The sequence below is a fragment of the Alsobacter soli genome, assembly GCF_003004785.1.
Taxonomy (GTDB): domain Bacteria; phylum Pseudomonadota; class Alphaproteobacteria; order Rhizobiales; family Beijerinckiaceae; genus Alsobacter; species Alsobacter soli.
Genome location: NZ_PVZS01000009.1, coordinates 185,142 through 205,201 on the forward strand (window position 1 = coordinate 185,142; position 20,060 = coordinate 205,201).

A 20,060-nucleotide genomic window follows, 5' to 3' on the forward strand; every position below is an offset into this window, starting at 1 on the left:
TCGGCCTCAGGCCGTCTTCTCCGCCACGTGCGGCCCTTCGGTTGTCGCGCCGTTGGCCCGCACATAGGCGCGCAGCTTCAGCAGGGCTTCGTCCGGAAGCTGCTGGACGATCTGGCCCGAGCGCGTGTCCACGGCCTTGTAGATCACCTGCTTGGTGTCGGGATCGATCACCAGGTTGCGGCGGATCGCTTCCTTGGCGGCTTCCTCCGCCTGCTGGAGGCGCACGGCCGCGCCGGAAACCTCCAGGCGCGCAGGAGGGGTCTCGGTGGGGGCCGTCACGACGGCCGCGGGGGGCAACTCAGTACGTACGGCGCCTGGCGACGGCAACGGCTCCGTGGGGACGGTCGCGCCGACGCTGGCGACCGGCCTGACGGTTTGGCCGATGTCCATGTCGAAGTCCTCTCGACGCGTGCGGCCGTGTTCTGGGCCGCCTTAACACAACCCTAGCGCGAGAGTCTGAATGGCCTGTAATCAAAGATGGTAAAAAGCAATGTTTCGGTCCCCGGAGGTCGAACTACGCTCTTCGATCTAGTCCGCCTGGCCTGCCGAAGCTTAGAGGGAGCGCGACACAAGCAACGGGGTGGCGGCAGGGCGCGCCGGCGCGGCTGCGCGCCCCGCCGCTCCGTAGGTCGTTAGGGTCCTGGGGGCGGCCACTTCCTTGGCGAGGCTGCGCACGATGCCTTCCGAGACCGACTTGGCCGTCGCGATCACCGCCATGTTGATCTGCAGCGCGTCCGCCAGGCGGGACTGGGCGGCCTTCACCCGCGGCACCGCCGCGGGGGCCCAGCGGGCAAGCGCGATCGCGTTGGCGCGCAGCGCCTCCAGGGCGTGCACATAGTGCTTGGACGCGTCCGTCTTGGCCTGGGCGAGGCTTGCGGCGTCCCGCAGGCGCGAAGCCTTCAGGAACGAGGTCTCCTGGCCGATCACGACCTCGAGGGCCTGCATCACATCGATCACCTGCGCGGCGAAGCGCTCGGCGTCGGCGGAGGAGGCGAGGCTTGACTGGGGGCGTTCAGAGGCCATGGGGGCGAGTGTCCTGCGCGAGGGATGCCGCGCCCTGGGCGCGGCCCTGGACGAGCGCGGCTTGCGCGCCCGCAACGGCGTCGGTCTTGGCGGCCTTGGCGCCGCGGCCTTCCTGCATGCGCAGCAACTCGCGATAAACGGCATCCGCCACGCCGACGCCGCCGGCCTTCGCGACCGTCTTGGCGTATTCCTGGGTGAGCATGCCGCGCCAGGCGTCCGCGCCGGGGCCGTTGTCGCCCAGGGGGCCTTCGCCCTTCAGCCCCGAGAACATCTGGCCGAACGCGTTCTCCAGGAACATGGCCTCGAAGTCCTGCGCGGTCTTGCGCAGCTTGGCGTCGTTCCTGTCGGAAAGCTTGTTGGCGACGGCGGCGTAGGCCGTGGCGCCGATCGCGGCGGGGGCGAGGGCTGACGCGGCCATCACATCACCTCGATATCGGCCTGGAGGGCGCCGGCGGCCTTGATGGCCTGCAGGATGGCGATGAGGTCGCGCGGGCCGATGCCCAGTGCGTTCAGCCCGTCGACCAGCTCGCGCAGAGTCACGCCTTCCTTCACCAGAGCCAGCTTGTTGCCCTCGCCGGTGGACACCGACACGCCCGTGCGCGGCGCCACCACCGTCTGGCCCTGCGAGAGCGGGTTGGGCTGGCTGACGACCGGCTGCTCGGTCACCGTCACGGTGAGATTGCCCTGGGCCACCGCGACGGTGGACACGCGCACGTCCTTGCCCATCACGATGATGCCGGAGCGCTCGTCGATCACCACGCGGGCGCCCTGGTCCGGGTCGACGCGCAACTGCTCGATCTCGGTGATCAGCTGCACCATGTTGCCGCGGAAATTGGGCGGCACCTGCAGGGTGACCGTGGAGGGGTCGGTGGGCTCGGCCGTGTCGGCGCCCATGAAGTCGTTGATCACCGCCGCCATTCGGCGCGCGGTGGTGAAGTCCGGGTTGCGCAGGGCCAGCCGCACGCTCTTCTGCGCGCGCAGCGCGAACTCGATCTCGCGCTCGATCAGCGCGCCGCCGGCGACGCGGCCCACCGTGGGCACGCCGCGCGTGATCTTCGAGGCCTCGCCCTCGGCCGAGAAGCCGGAGATGGCGACCGAGCCCTGGGCCACGGCGTAGACCTCGCCGTCGGCGCCCAGCAAGGGCGTGGCCAGCAGGGTGCCGCCCTGGAGGCTCTTGGCGTCGCCCAGCGACGACACCGTGATGTCGATGCGCGTGCCCTGGGCGCTGAAGGGCGGCAGGTTCGCGGTCACGATCACGGCGGCCATGTTGGCCGTGCGCATGTTGGCGCCGCGGATGTTGACGCCGAGCCGCTCCAGCATGGCGGTGCCCGACTGCTTGGTGAAGGGCGAGTTGTTGAGCGTGTCGCCGGTGCCGTTCAGCCCCACCACGATGCCGTAGCCCACCAGCTGGTTCTGGCGCACGCCCTCGATGGAGGCGATGTCCTTGATGCGCGAGGCGGCCGCCTGCGCGGGCAGCGCGGTCGTCAGCGCGCCCGCAAGCGCGGCGGCGAGGCAGGCGAGGCGAGGGAGGATGCGGATCATGGACGCCCACGGGGTTGACAGCATCCGTCCTGCCAAAGCCGTGCCACGCGCAGCGGGCCGCGCAAGATGCTGAAAATGCGAGCGATCCGGGAAAGGCTCGGGAACCGGCGGGGCGGTATCGTCTGGGCCGGGGACGACCCGGCCGGCAGGTTTTGCCGCCCTGTTAACGGGGGCTTAACCATAACGGGCCAGCATCCGCAGTCAGTTCGAGAGGGCCCTATGCGCATCGATGGGAAATCGCCGATCGGCACGCCGGCCAGCTACGCCCCGCGACGCAGCGCAGGGGGCGCTTTCTCTCTTGGCGAGTCCGCGACCGCGCGCGGGCCACAGGGGGCCGCCGCAACCTCCACGCTCGCGGGCATCGACGCCCTGCTGGTGCTTCAGGCCGAAGAGGACCCGCTGCTGCGCAAGCGCAAGGCCGCCAAGCGCGGCCGGGACCTCCTGGCCTCCCTCGACCGTCTCAAGGCCGGCATGCTCGCCGGGAGCATCGGCGTGGCAGACCTGATCGGCCTCAAGCAGCAACTCGCCGAGCGCCGCGAGGCGACGGACGACCCCGGCCTCGACGACGTCCTCGCCCAGATCGAACTGCGCGCCGAGGTGGAGTTGGCGAAGCTCGGGCGGTAGCTCCGGGCGGCCGCCGATCCCCGGCCGGAGCGCCGCAGGCGCGGAGGCGAAGGTGATCCAGGAGACTGGGCGCCAGCGCATCCCAGGATACCCGCTCCACGGGTCTATCGCGTCGACCTCACGGCGTCATGGCCGGGCTTGTCCCGGCCATCCACGTCTCGGCCCCTGGGGCGTGGATCCCCGGGACAAGCCCGGGGATGACGTTCGGGGGGCTTACAACCGTGTTGGCTGCCCCGTTGAACAATCTTGCTCCGTCCTTGCGAGCGCAGCGAAGCAATCCAGGGGGGCTGGGCGCCAACGAAACACGCCTGCGCGTGAGGCCCCTGGATTGCTTCGTCGCTGCGCACCCTGCAAAGCCGAAAGGCGGAGCGCCGAGTCGGACCTCGCGCCAGTCGCCTCGGCCTCGCCCTCGCCGTCATCCCCGGCCGGAGCGCCGCAGGCGGTCTATCGCGTCGACCTCACGGCGTCATGGCCGGGCCTGTCCCGGCCATCCACGTCTCGGCCCCTGGGGCGTGGATCCCCGGGACAAGCCCGGGGATGACGTTCGGGGGGCTTACAACCGTGTTGGCTGCCCCGTTGAACAATCTTGCTCCGTCCTTGCGAGCGCAGCGAAGCAATCCAGGGGGGCTGGGCGCCAACGAAACACGCCTGCGCGTGAGGCCCCTGGATTGCTTCGTCGCTGCGCACCCTGCAAAGCCGAAAGGCGGAGCGCCGAGTCGGACCTCGCGCCAGTCGCCTCGGCCTCGCCCTCGCCGTCATCCCCGGCCGGAGCGCCGCAGGCGGTCTATCGCGTCGACCTCACGGCGTCATGGCCGGGCCTGTCCCGGCCATCCACGTCTCGGCCCCTGGGGCGTGGATCCCCGGGACAAGCCCGGGGATGACGTTCGGGGGGCTTACAACCGTGTTGGCTGCCCCGTTGAACAATCTTGCTCCGTCCTTGCGAGCGCAGCGAAGCAATCCAGGGGGGCTGGGCGCCAACGAAACACGCCTGCGCGTGAGGCCCCCTGGATTGCTTCGTCGCTGCGCTCCTCGCAAGGACGAAAGGCGGAGCGCCGAGTCGGACCTCGCGCCAGTCGCCTCGGCCTCGCCCTCGCCGTCATCCCCGGCCGGAGCGCCGCAGGCGCGGAGGGGAAGGGGATCCAGGGGCTGGGCATCGGCGCATTGGACTGAAACACGCGCGGAGGCTCTCTGGCGTCGACCTCACGGCGTCATGGCCGGGCTTGTCCCGGCCAGCCACGACTCGGCCCTGGGGCGTGGATCCCCGGGACAAGCCCGGGGATGACGTTGGGGGGGCTTACAGCGGTGTTGGCTGCCCCGTTGAACAATCTTGCTCCGTCCTTGCGAGCGCAGCGAAGCAATCCAGGGGGGGCTGGGCGCCAACGAAACACGCCTGCGCCTGAGCCCTCTGGATTGCTTCGTCGCTGCGCACCCTGCAACGCCGAAAGGCGGAGCGCCGGGTCGGACCTCGCGCCCGTCGCCTCGGGCTCGCCCCCGCCGTCATCCCCGGCCGGAGCGCCGCAGGCGCGGAGGGGAAGGGGATCCAGGAGACTGAGCGCCAGCGCATCTCGCGATACCCGCTCCACGGGTCTATCGCGTCGACCTCACGGCGTCATCCCCGGGCTTGTCCCGGCCATCCACGTCTCGGCCCTGGGCGTGGATCCCCGGGACAAGCCCGGGGATGACGTTGGGGGGCTTACAACGGTGTTGGCTGCCCCGTTGAACAATCTTGCCCCGTCCTTGCGAGCGCAGCGAAGCAATCCACGGGGGCTGGGCGCCAACGAAACACGCCTGCGCGTGAGGCTCCTGGATTGCTTCGTCGCTGCGCTCCTCGCAAGGACGGAGGAAGGAGCGCCGAGTCGGACCTCGCGCCAGTCGCCTCGGCCTCGCCCTCGCCGTCATCCCCGGCCGGAGCGCCGCAGGCGCGGAGGGGAAGGGGATCCAGGGGCTGGGCATCGGCGCATTGGACTGAAACACGCGCGGAGGCTCTCTGGCGTCGACCTCACGGCGTCATGGCCGGGCTTGTCCCGGCCAGCCACGTCTCGGCCCTGGGGCGTGGATCCCCGGGACAAGCCCGGGGATGACGTTGGAGGGGGCTTACAACGGTGTTGGCTGCCCCGTTGAACAATCTTGCTCCGTCCTTGCGAGCGCAGCGAAGCAATCCAGGGGGGCTGGGCGCCAACGAAACACGCCTGCGCCTGAGCCCTCTGGATTGCTTCGTCGCTGCGCTCCTCGCAACGACGGAGGAACGAGCGCCAGGCGTCCCGTCGTCCGACTCAGCAAATCCCGCGGCTTGCACCCCACGGTTGACGCGGCCGGGCATTTCCGCCTTTCTGCCCGCCGCCCGGCGAGGGCGCCTGGGAGCGGCGCCGAACCCGCGCGGGCGGGGGCCGCGGGATGCTGTTCAACTCCTTTCCGTTCCTGCTGGGGTTTCTGCCGCTGGCGCTGGCGATCCACGCGGTCGCGGCCAAGCGCGCGCCTGCGGCGCGGCTTCCCGTTCTGCTCGCGCTCTCCGTGGTGTTCTACGGCTACTGGGATTGGCGTTTCGTCCCGCTCCTCGTCCTCTCCGTGCTGGTGAACTGGCTCGTCGCGCAGCTCTTTCTGCGGGCCAACGAGGGGAGCGGCGCCGTGGCGACCCGTCGCCAACCGGCCCCGGCCGAGGCGGGAGCAGGCCCCGACGCGACCCTGGTTCCCGAGCCGGCGCCGCCCACCGTGGGGACCTCCACGCGCGACGTCGTCGACCGTCCGCCGGTCGCAGCGCCCCGCGACAGGGATGTCTGGCTCGTGGTCGCGGCGATCACGGCCAACCTGCTCGTGCTGGGCGTGTTCAAGTACGCCGGTTTCTTCGCCTCCATCGCCAACCACGTGCCGGGGCTCGCCATCCCCAAGCTGGACGTGGCGCTGCCGCTGGGCATCAGCTTCTTCAGCTTCCACCACATCATGTACCTCGTGGACCTGAGGGCCGGGCGCGCGCCGCGCTTCGGCCTGGTCCGCTACGGGCTCTACATCGCCTTCTTCCCGCAGGTGCTCGCGGGCCCGCTGGTGCGGTGGAGCGAGGTGATGCACCAGTTCGACCGCAAGCCGTATCCGCCCGGCTGGGAGGAGACGTTCGCGCGCGGGCTGGCCCTGCTCATCCTCGGCCTGTTCAAGAAGACCATGATCGGCGACCCGCTCGCCGAATACGCCGAGCCCGTGTTCAAGGCCGCGGCGGCGGGCGGCCTCGTGACCGTGCGCGACGCCTGGCAGGGCGTGCTGGCCTTCACGTTCCAGATCTATTTCGACTTCTCGGGCTACACCGACATGGCGCTCGGCCTGGCGCTGATGTTCGGCATCACGCTGCCGCAGAACTTCGACATTCCCTACCGGGCGACCTCGCTGCAGGATTTCTGGCGGCGCTGGCACATGACGCTGTCGCGCTTCCTGCGCGACTACCTGTACATCCCGTTCGGGGGCAACCGGCATGGCGTGCCCCGTCAGATCCTGGCGCTGGTGGCGACCATGGGCCTCGGCGGCCTGTGGCATGGGGCGGGCTTCACCTTCATCGCCTGGGGGCTGGCGCACGGCTTCGGCCAGGCCGCCGGCCTCCTGTGGCGGCGCACCGGGCTGCGGATGCCGGCGGTGCTCGGCTGGGCGCTGACCTTCGCGTTCGTGATGCTGACCTGGGTGCTGTTCCGGGCCGAGAGCTTCGAGGCCGCCAAGCGGGTCTACGCGGCGTTGTTCGGCTTCGCCCCGGCCGGGCATGGGTTCAAGTGGCGGGCGCTCGCGGTGGCGGCGGCCGTCTCCATGCTGGGGCCGACGGCGTGGACGCTGACCCAGCGCATGCCGCCGCGGCGCTGGATCGCCTTCGGGCTCGCGGCCATGCTCGTGATCGTGCTGCTCAAGATCGGCGACGACGCGAACTACGAGTTCATTTACTTCCAGTTCTGACATCGGCCGAACGAAGCGAATCCGCGGCGGGCTTCGCTTCCAGGCTGGTTCGACGAATGACGTAATCGGACTTGACCTTCGTCATTGCAGACAAAAACCTCGTCCAATCGAGGTAAAACTGAACAGGCCTTGTTCAAAATGCTGCGAACAGGGCGCGTTCAGCCCTATTTTGGCGCGTGCTTGGCGATTGCTCGCGAATTGCGCGACAGATATATAGGCGGCGCACCCGCGGGGGAGGCCACGGCGCAAGCCGGAGGCTGCGGAAGCTGAAAGGGTACGATGGCTACCACGATACTGGAGGCCGCTTACCGGCCGACCGACGACGAACCCTTCATGAACGAACGGCAGAAGGAATATTTCCGCCGGAAGCTGAACGCCTGGAAGGAGGAGATCCTCCGCGAGAGCCGCGAGACTCTGGCGGCCCTCCAGAACGAGAGCGAGAATCACCCCGACCTGGCCGACCGGGCCTCGTCCGAGACCGACCGGGCCATCGAGCTGCGCGCCCGCGACCGGCAGCGCAAGCTGATCGCCAAGATCGACGCCGCGCTCGCGCGAATCGAGGACGGCACCTACGGCTATTGCGAGGAGACCGGCGAGCCGATCTCCCTGAAGCGCCTGGAGGCGAGGCCGATCGCCACGCTGTCCATCGAGGCGCAGGAGCGCCACGAGCGCAACGAGCGGGTCTACCGCGACGACTGAGGCGGGGGCCGCCTCGACGCTGTTTCGGACGGCGCCTCCCTGGCCGGGGGCGCCGTTTTCGTTTGGCCCGCAGGAGCCGGGGAGGGACGCGCTCCCGGCGGGAGACCGGGAGCGCGGAAGGACGACGGCGAAACGTGGGGAGCGCGCCGGCGTCCCGGGACGGGAACGCGGTGGATCCGGGTCAGAAGGGCAGGAGGATGTCCATCACCTGCTGGCCGTAGCGGGGCTGCTGGACGTCCGTGATCTGGCCGCGGCCGCCATAGGCGATGCGGGCCTCGGCGATCTTGGTGGAATCGATGGTGTTGTCGGAGTCGATGTCCTCCGGCCGGATCACGCCGGCTACAACCAACTCGCGCACCTCGAAGTTGACGCGGATCTCCTGCTTGCCCTCGATCACCAGGTTGCCGTTGGGCAGCAGCTGCGTGACCACGGCGGCCACGTTGGTGACGAGCTCTTCCGAGCGCTTCACCGAGCCGGCGCCGGCGCTGGCCATGCTCGAGGTGGCGTTCACGAGGTTGCTGGGGTCGGTCCTCTCGTCGAGCACCTTGCCGAGGTTTTTCTCGGCGCCGAAGAAGCCGGTCGCCGTCATGGTGTCGCCGTTGGCGCGGGAACGCTTGGTGGCGTTGTCGATGTTGGCCTTGTCGGTGACCTTCACCTTCACGGTGAGCAGGTCGCCGATCTGGCGGGCGCGCTGGTCCTTGAAGAAGCCGCGGGCGCCCTGGCGCCACAGCGAGTTCGGGGCGTAGCTCACCGGCTCGGGCTGGGGCATGGGCATCTGCACCGGCTTGTAGCCGGGCTGGGCGGTCGGATCCGCGATGGCGGAGAGGGCCGGGGCCTTGCCGACGTTGGCGAGGCGGTCGGCCGTGCCGCAGCCGGCCAGGGCGAAGGCGGCGCCGACCAGGACGGCGGCGGAAGCGAGGGGACGCGGGAACGGGGTCATGACGGGTCCGCCGTGCGGGAAGGGGAGGGAGCGGGTCACTGGACGGCCTGCGGGGCGGCGCCGCCCTCGGCCAGGCGGCCGGGCATGGGCAGGTTCACCTTGACGACGCCGGCGCCGGCGACCACGCCCTGGAGCGTGCGCTTCGACTGCGGGTTCATCACCAGCACGGTGTCGCCCATGCCGCCGCCTTCCAGCGCCTTGCCGCGCATTTGCAGGGCCACGCCGGGCGTCTCGTAGAGCACGGTGACGACCGCGTTCTTCTCGACGATCTCCTGCTTCACCACGTCCGCCTCGCGCAGCGCCGCGCCGGCCGCCATGGCGGTGCGGGCGATGCGCCCGACGAGGTTGGCGGGGTCGACGAAGCCGGCGGTCGGGTAGTCGGCGCGCGGACGGCGCTCCACCACGACGTCGGCGGCGGTGACGGAGTCGCCGCGCTGGATGGGGTGCTGCAGGATCGGCACGGACACCATGTCGACCGTCTGGCCGAGCACGCGCAGCGGCTTCAGCGTCAGCGTGCGGCTGCCCTGCAGGGCGATCACGGCGTCAACGCGGCGGCTGCGGGGGTCATAGGCGAGCTCCGCGACGCGCAGGGCGCCGGTGGCCTCGGGCTCGACATGGATGGCCTGCTCGCCGGCGTCCAGCGCGATCGACACGTCCGGGCGGTCCAGGGCGTAGCGATCCACCAACGCCCGGGCGATCGCGCTCTCGATCTCGGCGCGCGGGACGCGGCGGGAGGCGCGGCTCACCACAACCTGGGACACCGTCCCCGAATCGAGCGACAGCCCGGCGGCGCGGGCCGCCTCCACCACGCGAGCGGCCTGGATGGTGCCGGCCTTGCCCAGCGCCGGGGCGCGGAAGGCGGGCGTGCCCGCCGCCGGGCCGGCGTTCTCGACGAGGTCGCCGAGGGTGATCACGTCGGCGGACACGGTGATGTCGCGCCGCAGGACGGGGCGGCCAGCCTGGACAACTTCGGCCATCGCCGGGGCGGGCGCGTCCAGCGTCGCCAGGAGGGCCATGCCGGCGAGGCCGGCGGCGCGAAGCAGGGTCACGATCGCCATGGCTCAGCCCCTGAACATGCCGGTGGTGGACTGGAGCATCTGGTCCGTCGCCGTGATGACCTTGGCGTTCATCTCGTAGGCGCGCTGCGCGGCGATGAGCGACGAGATCTCCGTCACGGCGTTGACGTTGGCCTCTTCCAGGTAACCCTGCTGCAGGTTGCCGAAGCCCTCGCTGTTGGGGTTGCCGGTCGTGGCCGGGCCGGACGCCGCCGTCTCCACGAAGAGGTTGTCGCCGATCGACTCGAGGCCCGTCTTGTTGACGAAGCGGGCGAGCTGGATCTGACCCAGCAGTTGCGGCGCTGTCTGGCCCGGCACCGTGGCCTGCACGCGGCCGTCGGCGCTGATGGTCAGGGCGGTGGCGTTCTGCGGCACCGTGATCTGGGGCGAGATCGGGTAGCCGTCATGGGTGACGAGCTGGCCGGTGGCGTCGCGCTCCAGCGAGCCGTCGCGGGTGTAGGCCGTGCGGCCGTCCGGCATGGTGACCTGCAGGAAGCCCTCGCCGCGGATGGCGACGTCGTTCTCGCCTTCCGTGGAGGTGAGCGTGCCCTGGGACATCAGGCGCGCGGTGGAGACCGTCTTCACGCCCGAGCCGATCGACACGTCCGACGGCACCATGGTGTTCTGGTCGGAGGTGCTGGAGCCCGCCCGGCGCAGGTTCTCGTAGAGCAGGTCCTGGAACTGGATGCGCTGGCGCTTGAAGCCGGTGGTGCGCAGGTTGGCGATGTTGTTGGAGATGACCTGGACGTTCAGCTCCTGGGCGGCCATGCCGGTCGCGGCGGTGTAGAGAGCGCGCATGGGTCAGGCTCCTCAGGCCGGGATCGCGGCGAGCTTCTCGATGGCGCTGCGCTGGACTTCGTCGTAGCGCTGCAGCATCGAGGAAATGTTGGCGTAGGCCCGGTTGATCTCGATGAGGCGGCTCATCTCCAGCACCGGCTTCACGTTGGAGCGCTCGAGCGCGCCGGATTCGATCCGCACCTCCTTGGGGGCGGGCTGGGTCGCGGACTTGCTGGCGTAGAGGTTCGCGCCCTCGTTGCTGAAGACCTTCGGGTCCTTGGCGGACACGAGCTTCAGCTTGCCCTTCATCCCGTCCTCGGTGGAGATCGTTCCGTCCGGGCCGATGGAGATGGACTTCTCCGTGCCGGTGAAGCTCACCGGGCCGCCGTCGCCCATCACGGGGTAGCCGTCGCTGGTCACCAGCGTGCCCTGGGCGTTGATCTGCAGCGCGCCGTTGCGGGTGTAGCGCTCGCCCTTCGGCGTCTGTACGGCCAGCATGGCCTCGCCGTTGATCGCGACATCCAGCGGGTTGCCGGTGCGCTCGATCGGGCCGACCGACATGTCGAGCAGGGTCTCGCGGTCCTCCACGAAGGAGATGCGGCGGTCGGGCGTCTGGAACGAGTCGCCGCTCGCCTTCGGCATGAGGTATTCCTCGAAGCGAAGCGAGCGGGCCTTGAAGCCGTTCGTGTTGATGTTCGCCACGTTGTTGGCGACGACGTCCAGCTCACGCTGAAGCGCCACCTGGCGCGACAGGCCGACGAGAAGCGCGTTCTCCACCGGTTGATCTCCCGTTCGCGGCGGGCTTCCCGGCCCTCCGCTCCCTCGTTCCCACGACCGCCGCGACGCTCCCCAGCGACGACGATCGCCCCGATGTCTCCGCAACGGCCGTGCCAAGATGGGTTAAGGGAGAAGAACGCGTGAGGTTGCAAAGCCTTGTGCGCCATCGGCGTGGCTTCGGCGGCCCGGCAAGACCGGTTCTACCGGCAGGGAGCGCCCGGCAAAAACTGCCGCCATGCGCCTCAACTTAAAGCTTCATTAACCGTAACGCGGCGAAGGTCGAGGCTCCGGCGCATGGTGCGTGAGGGAGTTCGTTGGGGCATGGCGAAGAAGCCGAAAAAGGGGGCTCCGGAAGAAGTCGCCGAGGCCAAGGCGCCGGCCGAAGCCAGCGAGATCGCCGTCGGCGGCGGCAAGAAGAAGCTCATCATCATCGCGGCGGCGGCCCTGCTCGTCCTGGGCGGCGGGGGCGGGGGCGGCTTCTACTGGTGGAAGAAGAAGCAGGCCGAGCACGCGGCCGAGGCCGGCGACGGCCATGGCGACCATGGGGCTGCGGCTGCGCCAAAGAAGACCGCCTTCGTCGACATGAAGGAGATGATGGTCAACCTCGGCGGCCAGAACACGCAGCAGACCGGCGAGCGGCCGCGCTACCTGAAGATGAAGATCGCCCTGGAGGTGGCCGACCCCAAGCTCGTGACCGAGGTCACGCCGCTGCTACCGCGCATCGAGGACACCTTCCAGGTTTACACGCGCGAGTTGCGGCCTTCCGACCTCGAAGGGTCCGCGGGCGTGTACCGGCTGAAGGAGGAGCTGCTCCGCCGCATCAACATCGCGATCTATCCCTCGAAGGTGGACGCCATCCTCTTCAAGGAAATCCTGATCCAGTGAGCACGCGCGACCATGGCTGACGAGGATCTCAACGGGACTGGCGACGCCGACGCGATCGCGGCCGAATGGACGGCCATGATCGAGGCGGCCGCGACCGCCAACGTGCCCGACACCGGCGTCGACCGGCTCCTCAACCAGGACGAGATCGACAACCTCCTCGGCTTCACCACGGAGGACGCCACCGCGGGCGCCCGCTCGGGCATCCGCGCCATCGTCGATTCGGCGATGGTGTCCTACGAGCGCCTGCCGATGCTCGAGATCGTCTTCGACCGCCTGGTGCGGTTGCTGACGACCAGCCTGCGCAACTTCTTCTCCGACAACGTCGAGGTGTCGCTCTCGGACATCACGTCCGTGCGCTTCGGCGATTACATCAACTCCATCCCGCTGCCGACCATCCTGGCCGTGTTCAAGGCGGAGGAGTGGGACAATTTCGGCCTGATCACGGTCGATTCGACGCTGGCCTATTCGGTGATCGACGTGCTGCTCGGCGGCCGTCGCGCCACCACCACGGCGCGGCTCGACGGGCGGCCCTATTCCACCATCGAGACCAGCCTGGTCCGGCGCATGCTGGACATCGTGCTGCAGGACACGGAGCACGCGTTCCGGCCGCTGTCGCCGGTGCACTTCAACGTCGACCGCATCGAGACCAACCCGCGCTTCGCCTCCATCTCCCGCCCGGCCAACGCCGCCATCTTGATCGAGCTTCGCATCGACATGGAGGGCCGGGGCGGGGCGGTCGAGATCCTGCTGCCCTACGCCACCATCGAGCCCATCCGCGAGCTCCTGCTGCAGAGCTTCATGGGCGAGAAGTTCGGCCGCGACCCGATCTGGGAGGATCACCTCGCGACCGAGATCTGGCAGGCGCGCAGCGACATCGAGGCCATCCTGTACGAGACGCAGCTGCCCCTGCGGCGGATGCTGGAGCTCAAGGTCGGCGACACGCTGATGTTCGACCTGAGCCCCGAGGCGCCCGTGAAGCTGAAATGCGGGGAGGTGTTCCTCACCGAAGGGCGCATGGGCCGGGTGGGCGAGAAGATCGCCATACGGGTGCTGCGCCCGCTCAAGAAATCCAAGACGACCTTCGCGGCCTACGAGGCCAGCGCCGCCGCCCCCCAGGACAAGTGATGATCGGCTTGCTCATTGACCTCCTTGTGTGCGTGCTGCTGGCGGCCACGATCGCGTACTGCATCATGCTCGACCGCCGCCTGCGCAGGTTCAAGGCGGACGAGGGCGCCATGCGCCGCACCATCATGGACCTGATGACGGCGACCGAGAACGCAGAGCGGGCCGTGGCGGGCCTGCGGGCGGTGGTGAACGACTGCGACAAGTCCATCGCCGAGCACCTGCGCGTGGCGGAGCAGCAGTCGGCCGACCTCGCCGGCCAGATCCGCTCGGGCGACGACGTGATCGCCCGCATCGCCCGCATCGTGGAGAGCGCCCGCGGGGGCGACGCGTTCGCGCGCCCTGCCGCGGCGTCGCAGCCCGCCGTCGCCCCGCAGCCGGCGCCCGTCGCCCAGGGGCCGCAGCACCGCCTCGCCGCGACCCTGGCGGCCGCCGAGGCTTTCGCCGAGCGCGCCCACCGCCGGGTCAACGGGCGGGCGGCCTGATGAGCGACTGGCGCCGCTTCTTCCGGGCGAACAGCGTCCGTGAGTTCGTGCTGGCGGACTTCAAGTTGCGTCTGCTGCCGGCAGTCGCAGGCGCGGCGGGGTGCCTGCTGCTGCTGAAGGCGGTCGAGATCTCCTCGCCCGAGACGGCGCCCCGCTCCCAACTCGCGCAGTATGCGGCCGAGGCCATCCGGGCCAGGCTGGACCCGGAGACCACGGGCTCGACCGTCCCGGCGAAGAAGAAGGAGGAGAAAACCGACAAGGTGGATCCTCCGGCGGCCCCGCAGGCCGGGCTCGTGAACCTGGACCAGCCGCAGCCTTCGCCGGCCGAGAAGTCCCTGCTGCAGCACCTGGGCGAGCGTCGCGAGCAGCTCGACGAGCGGCAGCGCGAGCTCGACACCCGCGAAAACCTGCTGAAGGCGGCCGACAAGAAGCTCGAAGCCCGCATCAACGAGCTGCGCGAACTCGAAGGCGCCAAGGGTGGCGCGCCCGGGGCGGGGAGCGCGCCGGGCGCCGCTGGCGGGCCGGGGGCTGCGGCCGACCCGGCGCTGAAGAACATCGTGACCATGTACGAGGCCATGAAGCCGAAGGACGCCGCCAAGGTGTTCGACCGGCTCGACCTCAAGGTGCTGGTGCCCGTGGTCAACGCCATGAACCCGCGCAAGATGTCCGAGATCCTGGCCGCCATGTCCACGGAGGCCGCGGAACGGCTCACGGTGGAGCTCGCCAAGGGCAGCATCCGCCAGGCGGTCGCCCCGGCCCCCAGCAACGCCAGCCTGCCCGCCGGCGAACTGCCGGCCATCGACCCGCGCAAGCCGTAGGGACGGGCGCGCGGTCGCGTTAGGCGATGGCGGAGCGAAGCCGGAGCCTCCCGGCCGTCCTTGCGAGCGCAGCGAAGCAATCCAGGGGCTTGGCCTAGGCGCTGGATCGCTTCGTCGCTCCGCTCCTCGCAATGACGGGCAAGGGCGAGGGCGGCGCCTGAACGTGACCAGACTGGCGGTAATCGCGCGTTAGCCCTTTCCCCATACGGTTGCGTAACCGTCCTGCAACTCGGACGGGGAATGATCTGGGATCGGATGAACTTGCGTCGGTGGACACGGCCCGGGAGCGACGCGCGGCGGACCGCCGGCGCGCGCGTGGCGTCGCGCCTGCTGGCCCAGTGCGCCGCGGTGGCGCTGCTCGTGGCCTCGCATCCGGCGCTGGCCGCCAAGTCCACCCTGCGGGCGATGGAGATGAACGGCTACGGCCGCGCCATCTTCAGCTTCGACGACCTGCCCAAGGCCTCGGCCCGGGTGATGAACGGCATCCTGCTGATCACGTTCGACCGGCAGGTGGACTTCCCGGTCGACAAGCTCACCCAGGAGCTGCCCAGCTACGTTTCGGCCGTTCGCCTCGATCCTGACGGCAAGACCATGCGCATGGCGCTGCAAAAGCCTGTGCGCCCCAATATGATGGAGGCGGGCGACAAGCTGTTCGTCGACCTGCTGCCGGAGTCCTGGAAGGGCATGCCGCCGAGCCTGCCCCAGGAGGTCATCGACGAGCTGACACGCCGCGCCAAGGAGGCCGAGGAAACGGCCCGGCGCCTCGCCCGCAAGCGCGCCAGCGAGGAAACCCGGAATCTCACTTTCCGCGTGGGCACGACCCCGACATTCTCGCGCCTGGTGTTCGAGCTGCCGGGGCTGACGCCCGTCGACATGGCGAAGGACGGCGCTCGCGTCGAGCTCAGCTTCGAGGGCAACCTGAAGGTCGACGCCGCCCGGCTGAAGGCGGCGCTGCCGGCGCTGATGCCTGAGGTCGAGGCGGAAGCGGCGCCGGGGCGGCTGCGCCTCACCCTGACGGCGGCGCCCGGCGTGGACGTACGCGGCTTCCGGGAGGACGAGTCCTACGTGCTCGACTTCGCCCCGCCGAAGCCGGTGGGGAAGCCGGGGAAGACGGCCGCCTCGCCAAGCCCGGAGGCCGGGCCCAAGCCCGACAAGCCCGCCAAGGCCGCGGCCGCGGAGGCCCCGGCGCCTGCGCCCACCGTCGCCAAGCCGGTGATCGCGCCGGTTCCGGCCTTCGTGCGGCCGGCCGACGCCGACGAGCGCGCTCTGGCGGCCGCGCCTGCCGAGCAGGCCGCCATCAAGTTGGGCGTGAGCACGGACCGGGGGTCTGTTCGGCTCGCCATTCCGCTGCCGCCCGAGACGGGCCTGGCGGTGTTCGAGCGGGCCGGCATCGTGTGGATCGCGGCCGAGAGCGCCGCGCCGTTCGACCCGGCGCAGATCGGGCTTTCCGCGCCCGGCCTTGTCACCAAAGTGGATGTCCGCCGGGTGGGACGGCTGTCCATCCTGCGGCTGTCGCTCGCCAAGCCGGCCCTGGTGCGGGCCGCGGCGGCGGATCGGCAATGGGTGGTCACCCTGGGGGACGAGCTGATCGCGCCGAGCGACGTCATCAGCTTCGGCCGCGGGGCGGCTCCGGACGGCCGGACCGTGGTGCGGGCCGCGTTCCCCGACCTGTCCTCCGTGCACTGGGTCGAGGACCCGGAAGCGGGGGACAAGCTCGCCATCGTCACCGGCCGGCGCTCCGCCCGCGGGGTGGTTAAGGCGCAGGGCTTCGTGGACTTCCAGGTCCTCCCCTCCGCCCAGGGCGTGGTGGTGGTTCCGACTTCGGACGACGTGGCCGTGCGCGCGGGCGTGGACGACGTGTCCGTCACGCGCGACGGCGGGCTCGTCGTGTCCGCGCTGCCCGAGCTGCCGCTGGCGGCCGCGCCCGGGCAGGCGCCCAGGCTCGTGGTGGACGCGGACACGTGGGCGCGCGCGCGTGCGGGAGTCGTGCGCGAGCAGCTGCGCGCGCTGGAGCGCGCCGCCGCGGACGCGCCGCGCAACGCCCGGGCTGAAGCGCGCCTGGCGCTGGCGCGCCTGCAGTTCGCGGCCGGGCTCGCGCCCGAGGCCCTGGGCGCGATCGAGGTCGCGCTCGCGGACGCGCCCGACACGGCCACGGACAGGTCCACGCTGGTGCTCAAGGGCGCGGCGCTCACGATCGCGGGCCGGCTCGCGGAGGCGAACAAGCTCCTGGGCGCGGACGCGCTCGCCAACGAGCCCGAGGCCCTGCTCTGGCGCGCCTACGGGGACGCGCTGGAGCGCCGCTGGCCGCAGGCGCTCGCGCAGTACAGGCGCGCCGCGCGCGTGCTGCCCGCCTATCCGGAGGGGCTGCAGGCGCGCCTGCTGCCCGCCTTCGCGGAAGCCGCGCTCGAGCAGCGCGACTACGGGCTCGCGCAGCGCCTGCTCGACCAGGTGGACGGGCGCGACGCGGACAAGGGCGACCGCGACTACGCGCTGCTGGTGGGCGCCCGGGTCGCCGAAGGCCTCGGCCGCGTGGACGAGGCCCTGCAGACGTACAAGAAGCTCGCGGGCACGGCCGTGCGGCCGGTGGAGGCCGCGGCGCGGCTCTACGGGGCCTTGCTGGCGCTGAAGGACCACAGCATCGAGCGGACGACCGCCATCGGGGACCTCGAGGTGCTGTCCGTCTCCTGGCGCGGCGACGAGACGGAGGTGAAGACCCTCGCCACGCTCGGGCGGCTCTATGCGGAAGACGAGCGCTGGCGCGACGCGTTCCGGACGGCGCGCCAGGCGAGCACGCTGTTCCCCGACGACGACGCCACCCGCTCGCTCTACGACGAGGCGGCGAGCCGCTTCGAGCAGCTGTTCCTCGAAGGCAAGGCCGACGCGATTCCGCGGATCGACGCGCTGGCGCTCTATTTCGACTTCAAGGAGTTCACGCCCCCCGGGCGGCGCGGCGACGAGATGATCCGGCGCCTCGCCGAGCGGCTCGTCTCGCTTGACCTCCTGGGCGAGGCGGCGGACCTGCTGCAATACCAGGTCGACAACCGCCTGAACGGGGCCGCGAAGGCCGGGGTCGCCACCCGGCTGGCGGTGCTCTACCTGATGAACCGCCAGCCCGCAAAGGCCTACAAGGCCCTGATGGACAGCCGCCTCGCCGAGCTGCCCCAGGAGCTGAAGCGGGGCCGTTCCCTGCTGGAGGCGCGCGCCCTGTCGGACCTGTCGCGCACGGACCTCGCGCTGGAGATGATCGACGCCGAAAGCGGCCCGGACGTCGAGCGCCTGCGCGCCGACGTCCTGTGGCAGGGCCGTCGCTGGCGGGAAGCCGGCGAGGTCTTCGAGCGTATGGTGGGCGACCGTTGGCAGGGCCCGGAGCCGCTGGACGACGCCGCACGCGCGGACGTCATGCGGGCCGCCATCGCGTACGGGCTGGGAGACGAAAACCTCGCCCTGGAGCGACTGCGGGCGAAGTTCGCCACCAAGATGGCGGACAGCGCCGACGCCAAGGCCTTCATGCTGGTCACCCTGCCGAGCGCGCAGCTTTCGCCGGCCTACCGCGAGGTGGCCCGCAGCGTGGCGAGTTCGGACACGCTCTCCGAGTTCCTCGGCGAATACCGCAAGCGCTACCCCGACACCCCGGCGCTGCCGCCGCGTCCGGCCAAGGCAGGGAAGCAGCCCGCGCCCAAGCCGCCGGAATCCCCGCAGGATGCCCCGCAAGCCGACAAGGGCGGCGCCCCGGCCGAGCCCAAGAAGGCGGAAGCGGAGCACGCCGGCCCGGGGAAGGCGTAAGGTAAGACGCCTTTTTTCCTGATCGTCATTGCGAGGAGCGCAGCGACGAAGCGAACCAGGAGCCATGAGGCGCCAGTTTGTCGGTTTGCGCCCGCGGGCTCCTGGATTGCTTCGCTTCGCTCGCAATGACGGTGGAGGGCGCTGGTCCAGTGCTATGTGCGCCTTGCCCTGGATCCCCTTGCCGCGCATGCGGCGCGCCGGGGATGACGGCGAGAACGGCTACCCGCCGTAGCTCTGGACGAGGCTGCCGGCCACGAGGCTCCAGCCGTCCACCAGGACAAAGAAGATCAGCTTGAACGGCAGCGCCACTGTGACTGGGGGCAGCATCATCATGCCCATGGACATCAGGATGGAGGCGACCACCAGGTCGATGATCAGGAAGGGGATGAACAACAGGAAGCCGATCTCGAAGGCTCGGCGCAGCTCCGAGATCATGAAGGCCGGGATGAGGGTGAACAGCGGCGTCGCCTCGGGCGTCGCGGGGCGGGGTTCGCGCGACATGTCGAGGAAAAGCTCGAGGTCCTTCTCGCGCACGTGCTTGAGCATGAAGGTTCGGATGGGCTGGGAGCCGCGGTCGAAGGCCTGCTGGGACTGGATCTGACCCGCGAGGAGCGGCGTGACTGCGGTGTCGTAGACGGTCCGCAGGGTCGGGGCCATCACGAAGGCGGTGAGGAACAGCGCCAGGCTCACGATCACTGCGTTGGGCGGCGCGGTGGGGGCGCCAATGGCGGAGCGGAGCAGCGAGAGCACCACCACGATGCGGGTGAAGGAGGTCACCATCACCACGGCGGCCGGCGCCAGGGACAGGACGGTGACCAGGAACACGAGCTGCAGCGCGCGCTCGTTGACGCTCTGGCCGGCGCCGAGATCCAGGGACAGGGTCTGGGCCGCCGCCGCCCCGGCGGCCAGCAGGCCGCCAACGGCGAACGCCGCCGCAAGCGCCAAGCGCCACCGCCGAGACCGAATCCCCTGTTCCATGCGGCGACCCTAGGACGCCGCTTCCCACCCGGTCACCTGCCCGGAGCGCCGCAGGCCACAGCGGCTGTGGAGAACCGGGCGTCGTTTCTGATGAGCGCAGTCACCTGAACGCGTCGCACGCCTCCCGTCCTTGCGAGGAGCGGAGCGACGAAGCAATCCAGGGCTCTGCGCTCGCTGCTCGCCGCCCCTGGATTGCTTCGCTTCGCTCGCAATGACGGCAGGAGGCGTTCAGGCGGCGCCAGAAGCGGAGATCCCCGGGCAAGCCCGGGGACCACAAGGCGCAGCGATGAAATCCAGAGGGTGCGAGGCGGGCGGGCCTCGCCTTCCGGTCAGGACTTGGAGCCCACGTCGCGGCCCAGGAGGCGGGACATCTCGGCNGAGGCGTTCAGGCGGCGCCAGAAGCGGAGATCCCCGGGCAAGCCCGGGGACCACAAGGCGCAGCGATGAAATCCAGAGGGTGCGAGGCGGGCGGGCCTCGCCTTCCGGTCAGGACTTGGAGCCCACGTCGCGGCCCAGGAGGCGGGACATCTCGGCCTCCAGGGAGTCGAAGTCCACGAGGTCGGTCGGCTTCGGCGCAGGCCGGGCGGCGGGCGCGGGCGCCGGGGCGGCGGCCGGGGGAGCGGGCTGC

17 protein-coding genes are annotated in these 20,060 nt (G+C 70.5%); 8 read left to right on the forward strand and 9 right to left on the reverse strand.

All coding sequences use genetic code 11. The features are described 5' to 3' along the window. Positions 1-6 precede the first annotated feature (6 nt). The 4 genes from SLNSH_RS10460 to SLNSH_RS10475 all read right to left on the reverse strand — a co-directional run bounded on the left by SLNSH_RS10460 (position 7) and on the right by SLNSH_RS10475 (position 2,565). Positions 7-390, reverse strand: a complete 384-nt coding sequence (locus tag SLNSH_RS10460; protein ID WP_106336768.1) for a hypothetical protein — start codon at positions 388-390, stop codon at positions 7-9. A gap of 162 nt (positions 391-552) precedes the next feature. Continuing rightward, a complete protein-coding gene (locus tag SLNSH_RS10465; protein ID WP_106336770.1) occupies positions 553-1,023 on the reverse strand; it encodes a hypothetical protein in 471 nt (156 codons plus the stop codon). After that, complete coding sequence (gene flgJ, locus SLNSH_RS10470; RefSeq protein ID WP_106336772.1) at positions 1,013-1,441, reverse strand: flagellar assembly peptidoglycan hydrolase FlgJ; 429 nt, start codon at positions 1,439-1,441, stop codon at positions 1,013-1,015. The genes SLNSH_RS10465 and flgJ overlap by 11 nt, the downstream gene beginning before the upstream one ends. Next, positions 1,441-2,565 carry a flagellar basal body P-ring protein FlgI gene (locus SLNSH_RS10475; protein WP_106336774.1) on the reverse strand — a complete coding sequence of 375 codons (1,125 nt, stop codon included), beginning with the start codon at positions 2,563-2,565 and terminating at the stop codon, positions 1,441-1,443. The genes flgJ and SLNSH_RS10475 overlap by 1 nt, the downstream gene beginning before the upstream one ends. 219 nt (positions 2,566-2,784) lie before the next feature. Here SLNSH_RS10475 and SLNSH_RS10480 point away from each other — a divergent pair, with 219 nt between their 5' ends. The 3 genes from SLNSH_RS10480 (at position 2,785) to dksA (ending at position 7,812) form a co-directional block, all read left to right on the forward strand. Further along, positions 2,785-3,189 (forward strand): flagellar assembly protein FliX, encoded by a 405-nt coding sequence (locus tag SLNSH_RS10480; protein WP_106336776.1) that lies wholly within the window; start codon positions 2,785-2,787, stop codon positions 3,187-3,189. 2,394 nt (positions 3,190-5,583) lie between these two features. Further along, the gene (locus tag SLNSH_RS10490; protein ID WP_245422227.1) at positions 5,584-7,113 is read left to right on the forward strand and encodes an MBOAT family O-acyltransferase; all 1,530 of its coding nucleotides are present in this window, start codon (positions 5,584-5,586) and stop codon (positions 7,111-7,113) included. A 279-nt stretch (positions 7,114-7,392) separates the two neighbouring features. Next, entirely contained in the window at positions 7,393-7,812 is a 420-nt protein-coding gene (gene dksA / locus SLNSH_RS10495; protein ID WP_106336780.1) for an RNA polymerase-binding protein DksA, read from the forward strand. 181 nt (positions 7,813-7,993) lie between these two features. Here dksA and flgH read toward each other — a convergent pair whose 3' ends face one another. Genes flgH through flgF form a run of 4 tightly spaced genes read right to left on the reverse strand, consistent with a single transcriptional unit; the run spans position 7,994 to position 11,361 of the window. Next, positions 7,994-8,752, reverse strand: coding sequence for a flagellar basal body L-ring protein FlgH (gene flgH, locus SLNSH_RS10500; protein ID WP_106336782.1), 759 nt, complete (start codon positions 8,750-8,752; stop codon positions 7,994-7,996). Between the two features lie 35 nt (positions 8,753-8,787). Next, entirely contained in the window at positions 8,788-9,810 is a 1,023-nt protein-coding gene (gene flgA, locus SLNSH_RS10505) for a flagellar basal body P-ring formation chaperone FlgA (protein ID WP_106336784.1), read from the reverse strand. A 3-nt stretch (positions 9,811-9,813) separates the two neighbouring features. Then, positions 9,814-10,605: a flagellar basal-body rod protein FlgG gene (flgG, locus tag SLNSH_RS10510; protein ID WP_106336786.1), complete on the reverse strand. Its 792-nt coding sequence runs from the start codon at positions 10,603-10,605 to the stop codon at positions 9,814-9,816. A 12-nt stretch (positions 10,606-10,617) separates the two neighbouring features. Further along, the gene (gene flgF, locus SLNSH_RS10515) at positions 10,618-11,361 is read right to left on the reverse strand and encodes a flagellar basal-body rod protein FlgF (protein ID WP_106336788.1); all 744 of its coding nucleotides are present in this window, start codon (positions 11,359-11,361) and stop codon (positions 10,618-10,620) included. Positions 11,362-11,682: 321 nt separating this feature from the next. Here flgF and SLNSH_RS10520 point away from each other — a divergent pair, with 321 nt between their 5' ends. The 5 genes from SLNSH_RS10520 to SLNSH_RS24575 all read left to right on the forward strand — a co-directional run bounded on the left by SLNSH_RS10520 (position 11,683) and on the right by SLNSH_RS24575 (position 18,454). Further along, positions 11,683-12,246, forward strand: coding sequence for a flagellar basal body-associated FliL family protein (locus SLNSH_RS10520; protein WP_106336789.1), 564 nt, complete (start codon positions 11,683-11,685; stop codon positions 12,244-12,246). A 12-nt stretch (positions 12,247-12,258) separates the two neighbouring features. Next, complete coding sequence (fliM, locus tag SLNSH_RS10525; RefSeq protein ID WP_106336791.1) at positions 12,259-13,371, forward strand: flagellar motor switch protein FliM; 1,113 nt, start codon at positions 12,259-12,261, stop codon at positions 13,369-13,371. After that, positions 13,371-13,853 (forward strand): DUF6468 domain-containing protein, encoded by a 483-nt coding sequence (locus SLNSH_RS10530; protein WP_106336793.1) that lies wholly within the window; start codon positions 13,371-13,373, stop codon positions 13,851-13,853. The genes fliM and SLNSH_RS10530 overlap by 1 nt, the downstream gene beginning before the upstream one ends. Beyond that, positions 13,853-14,671: a MotE family protein gene (locus SLNSH_RS10535; protein ID WP_245422229.1), complete on the forward strand. Its 819-nt coding sequence runs from the start codon at positions 13,853-13,855 to the stop codon at positions 14,669-14,671. Before SLNSH_RS10530 ends, SLNSH_RS10535 begins: the two co-directional genes overlap by 1 nt. 315 nt (positions 14,672-14,986) lie before the next feature. After that, complete coding sequence (locus SLNSH_RS24575; RefSeq protein ID WP_146140241.1) at positions 14,987-18,454, forward strand: hypothetical protein; 3,468 nt, start codon at positions 14,987-14,989, stop codon at positions 18,452-18,454. A 219-nt stretch (positions 18,455-18,673) separates the two neighbouring features. On the opposite strand, the gene fliP is transcribed toward SLNSH_RS24575, so the two are convergent. After that, positions 18,674-19,432, reverse strand: a complete 759-nt coding sequence (gene fliP / locus SLNSH_RS10545) for a flagellar type III secretion system pore protein FliP (RefSeq protein WP_106336795.1) — start codon at positions 19,430-19,432, stop codon at positions 18,674-18,676. Positions 19,433-20,060: the final 628 nt, after the last annotated feature.

Coding starts and splice junctions, on each gene's coding strand:
- SLNSH_RS10460 (WP_106336768.1), bottom strand. CDS start 390: ATGGACATCGGCCAAACCGTCAGGCCGGTCGCCAGCGTCGGCGCGACC.
- SLNSH_RS10465 (WP_106336770.1), bottom strand. CDS start 1,023: ATGGCCTCTGAACGCCCCCAGTCAAGCCTCGCCTCCTCCGCCGACGCC.
- flgJ (WP_106336772.1), bottom strand. CDS start 1,441: ATGGCCGCGTCAGCCCTCGCCCCCGCCGCGATCGGCGCCACGGCCTAC.
- SLNSH_RS10475 (WP_106336774.1), bottom strand. CDS start 2,565: ATGATCCGCATCCTCCCTCGCCTCGCCTGCCTCGCCGCCGCGCTTGCG.
- SLNSH_RS10480 (WP_106336776.1), top strand. CDS start 2,785: ATGCGCATCGATGGGAAATCGCCGATCGGCACGCCGGCCAGCTACGCC.
- SLNSH_RS10490 (WP_245422227.1), top strand. CDS start 5,584: ATGCTGTTCAACTCCTTTCCGTTCCTGCTGGGGTTTCTGCCGCTGGCG.
- dksA (WP_106336780.1), top strand. CDS start 7,393: ATGGCTACCACGATACTGGAGGCCGCTTACCGGCCGACCGACGACGAA.
- flgH (WP_106336782.1), bottom strand. CDS start 8,752: ATGACCCCGTTCCCGCGTCCCCTCGCTTCCGCCGCCGTCCTGGTCGGC.
- flgA (WP_106336784.1), bottom strand. CDS start 9,810: ATGGCGATCGTGACCCTGCTTCGCGCCGCCGGCCTCGCCGGCATGGCC.
- flgG (WP_106336786.1), bottom strand. CDS start 10,605: ATGCGCGCTCTCTACACCGCCGCGACCGGCATGGCCGCCCAGGAGCTG.
- SLNSH_RS10520 (WP_106336789.1), top strand. CDS start 11,683: ATGGCGAAGAAGCCGAAAAAGGGGGCTCCGGAAGAAGTCGCCGAGGCC.
- fliM (WP_106336791.1), top strand. CDS start 12,259: ATGGCTGACGAGGATCTCAACGGGACTGGCGACGCCGACGCGATCGCG.
- SLNSH_RS10530 (WP_106336793.1), top strand. CDS start 13,371: ATGATCGGCTTGCTCATTGACCTCCTTGTGTGCGTGCTGCTGGCGGCC.
- SLNSH_RS10535 (WP_245422229.1), top strand. CDS start 13,853: ATGAGCGACTGGCGCCGCTTCTTCCGGGCGAACAGCGTCCGTGAGTTC.
- fliP (WP_106336795.1), bottom strand. CDS start 19,432: ATGGAACAGGGGATTCGGTCTCGGCGGTGGCGCTTGGCGCTTGCGGCG.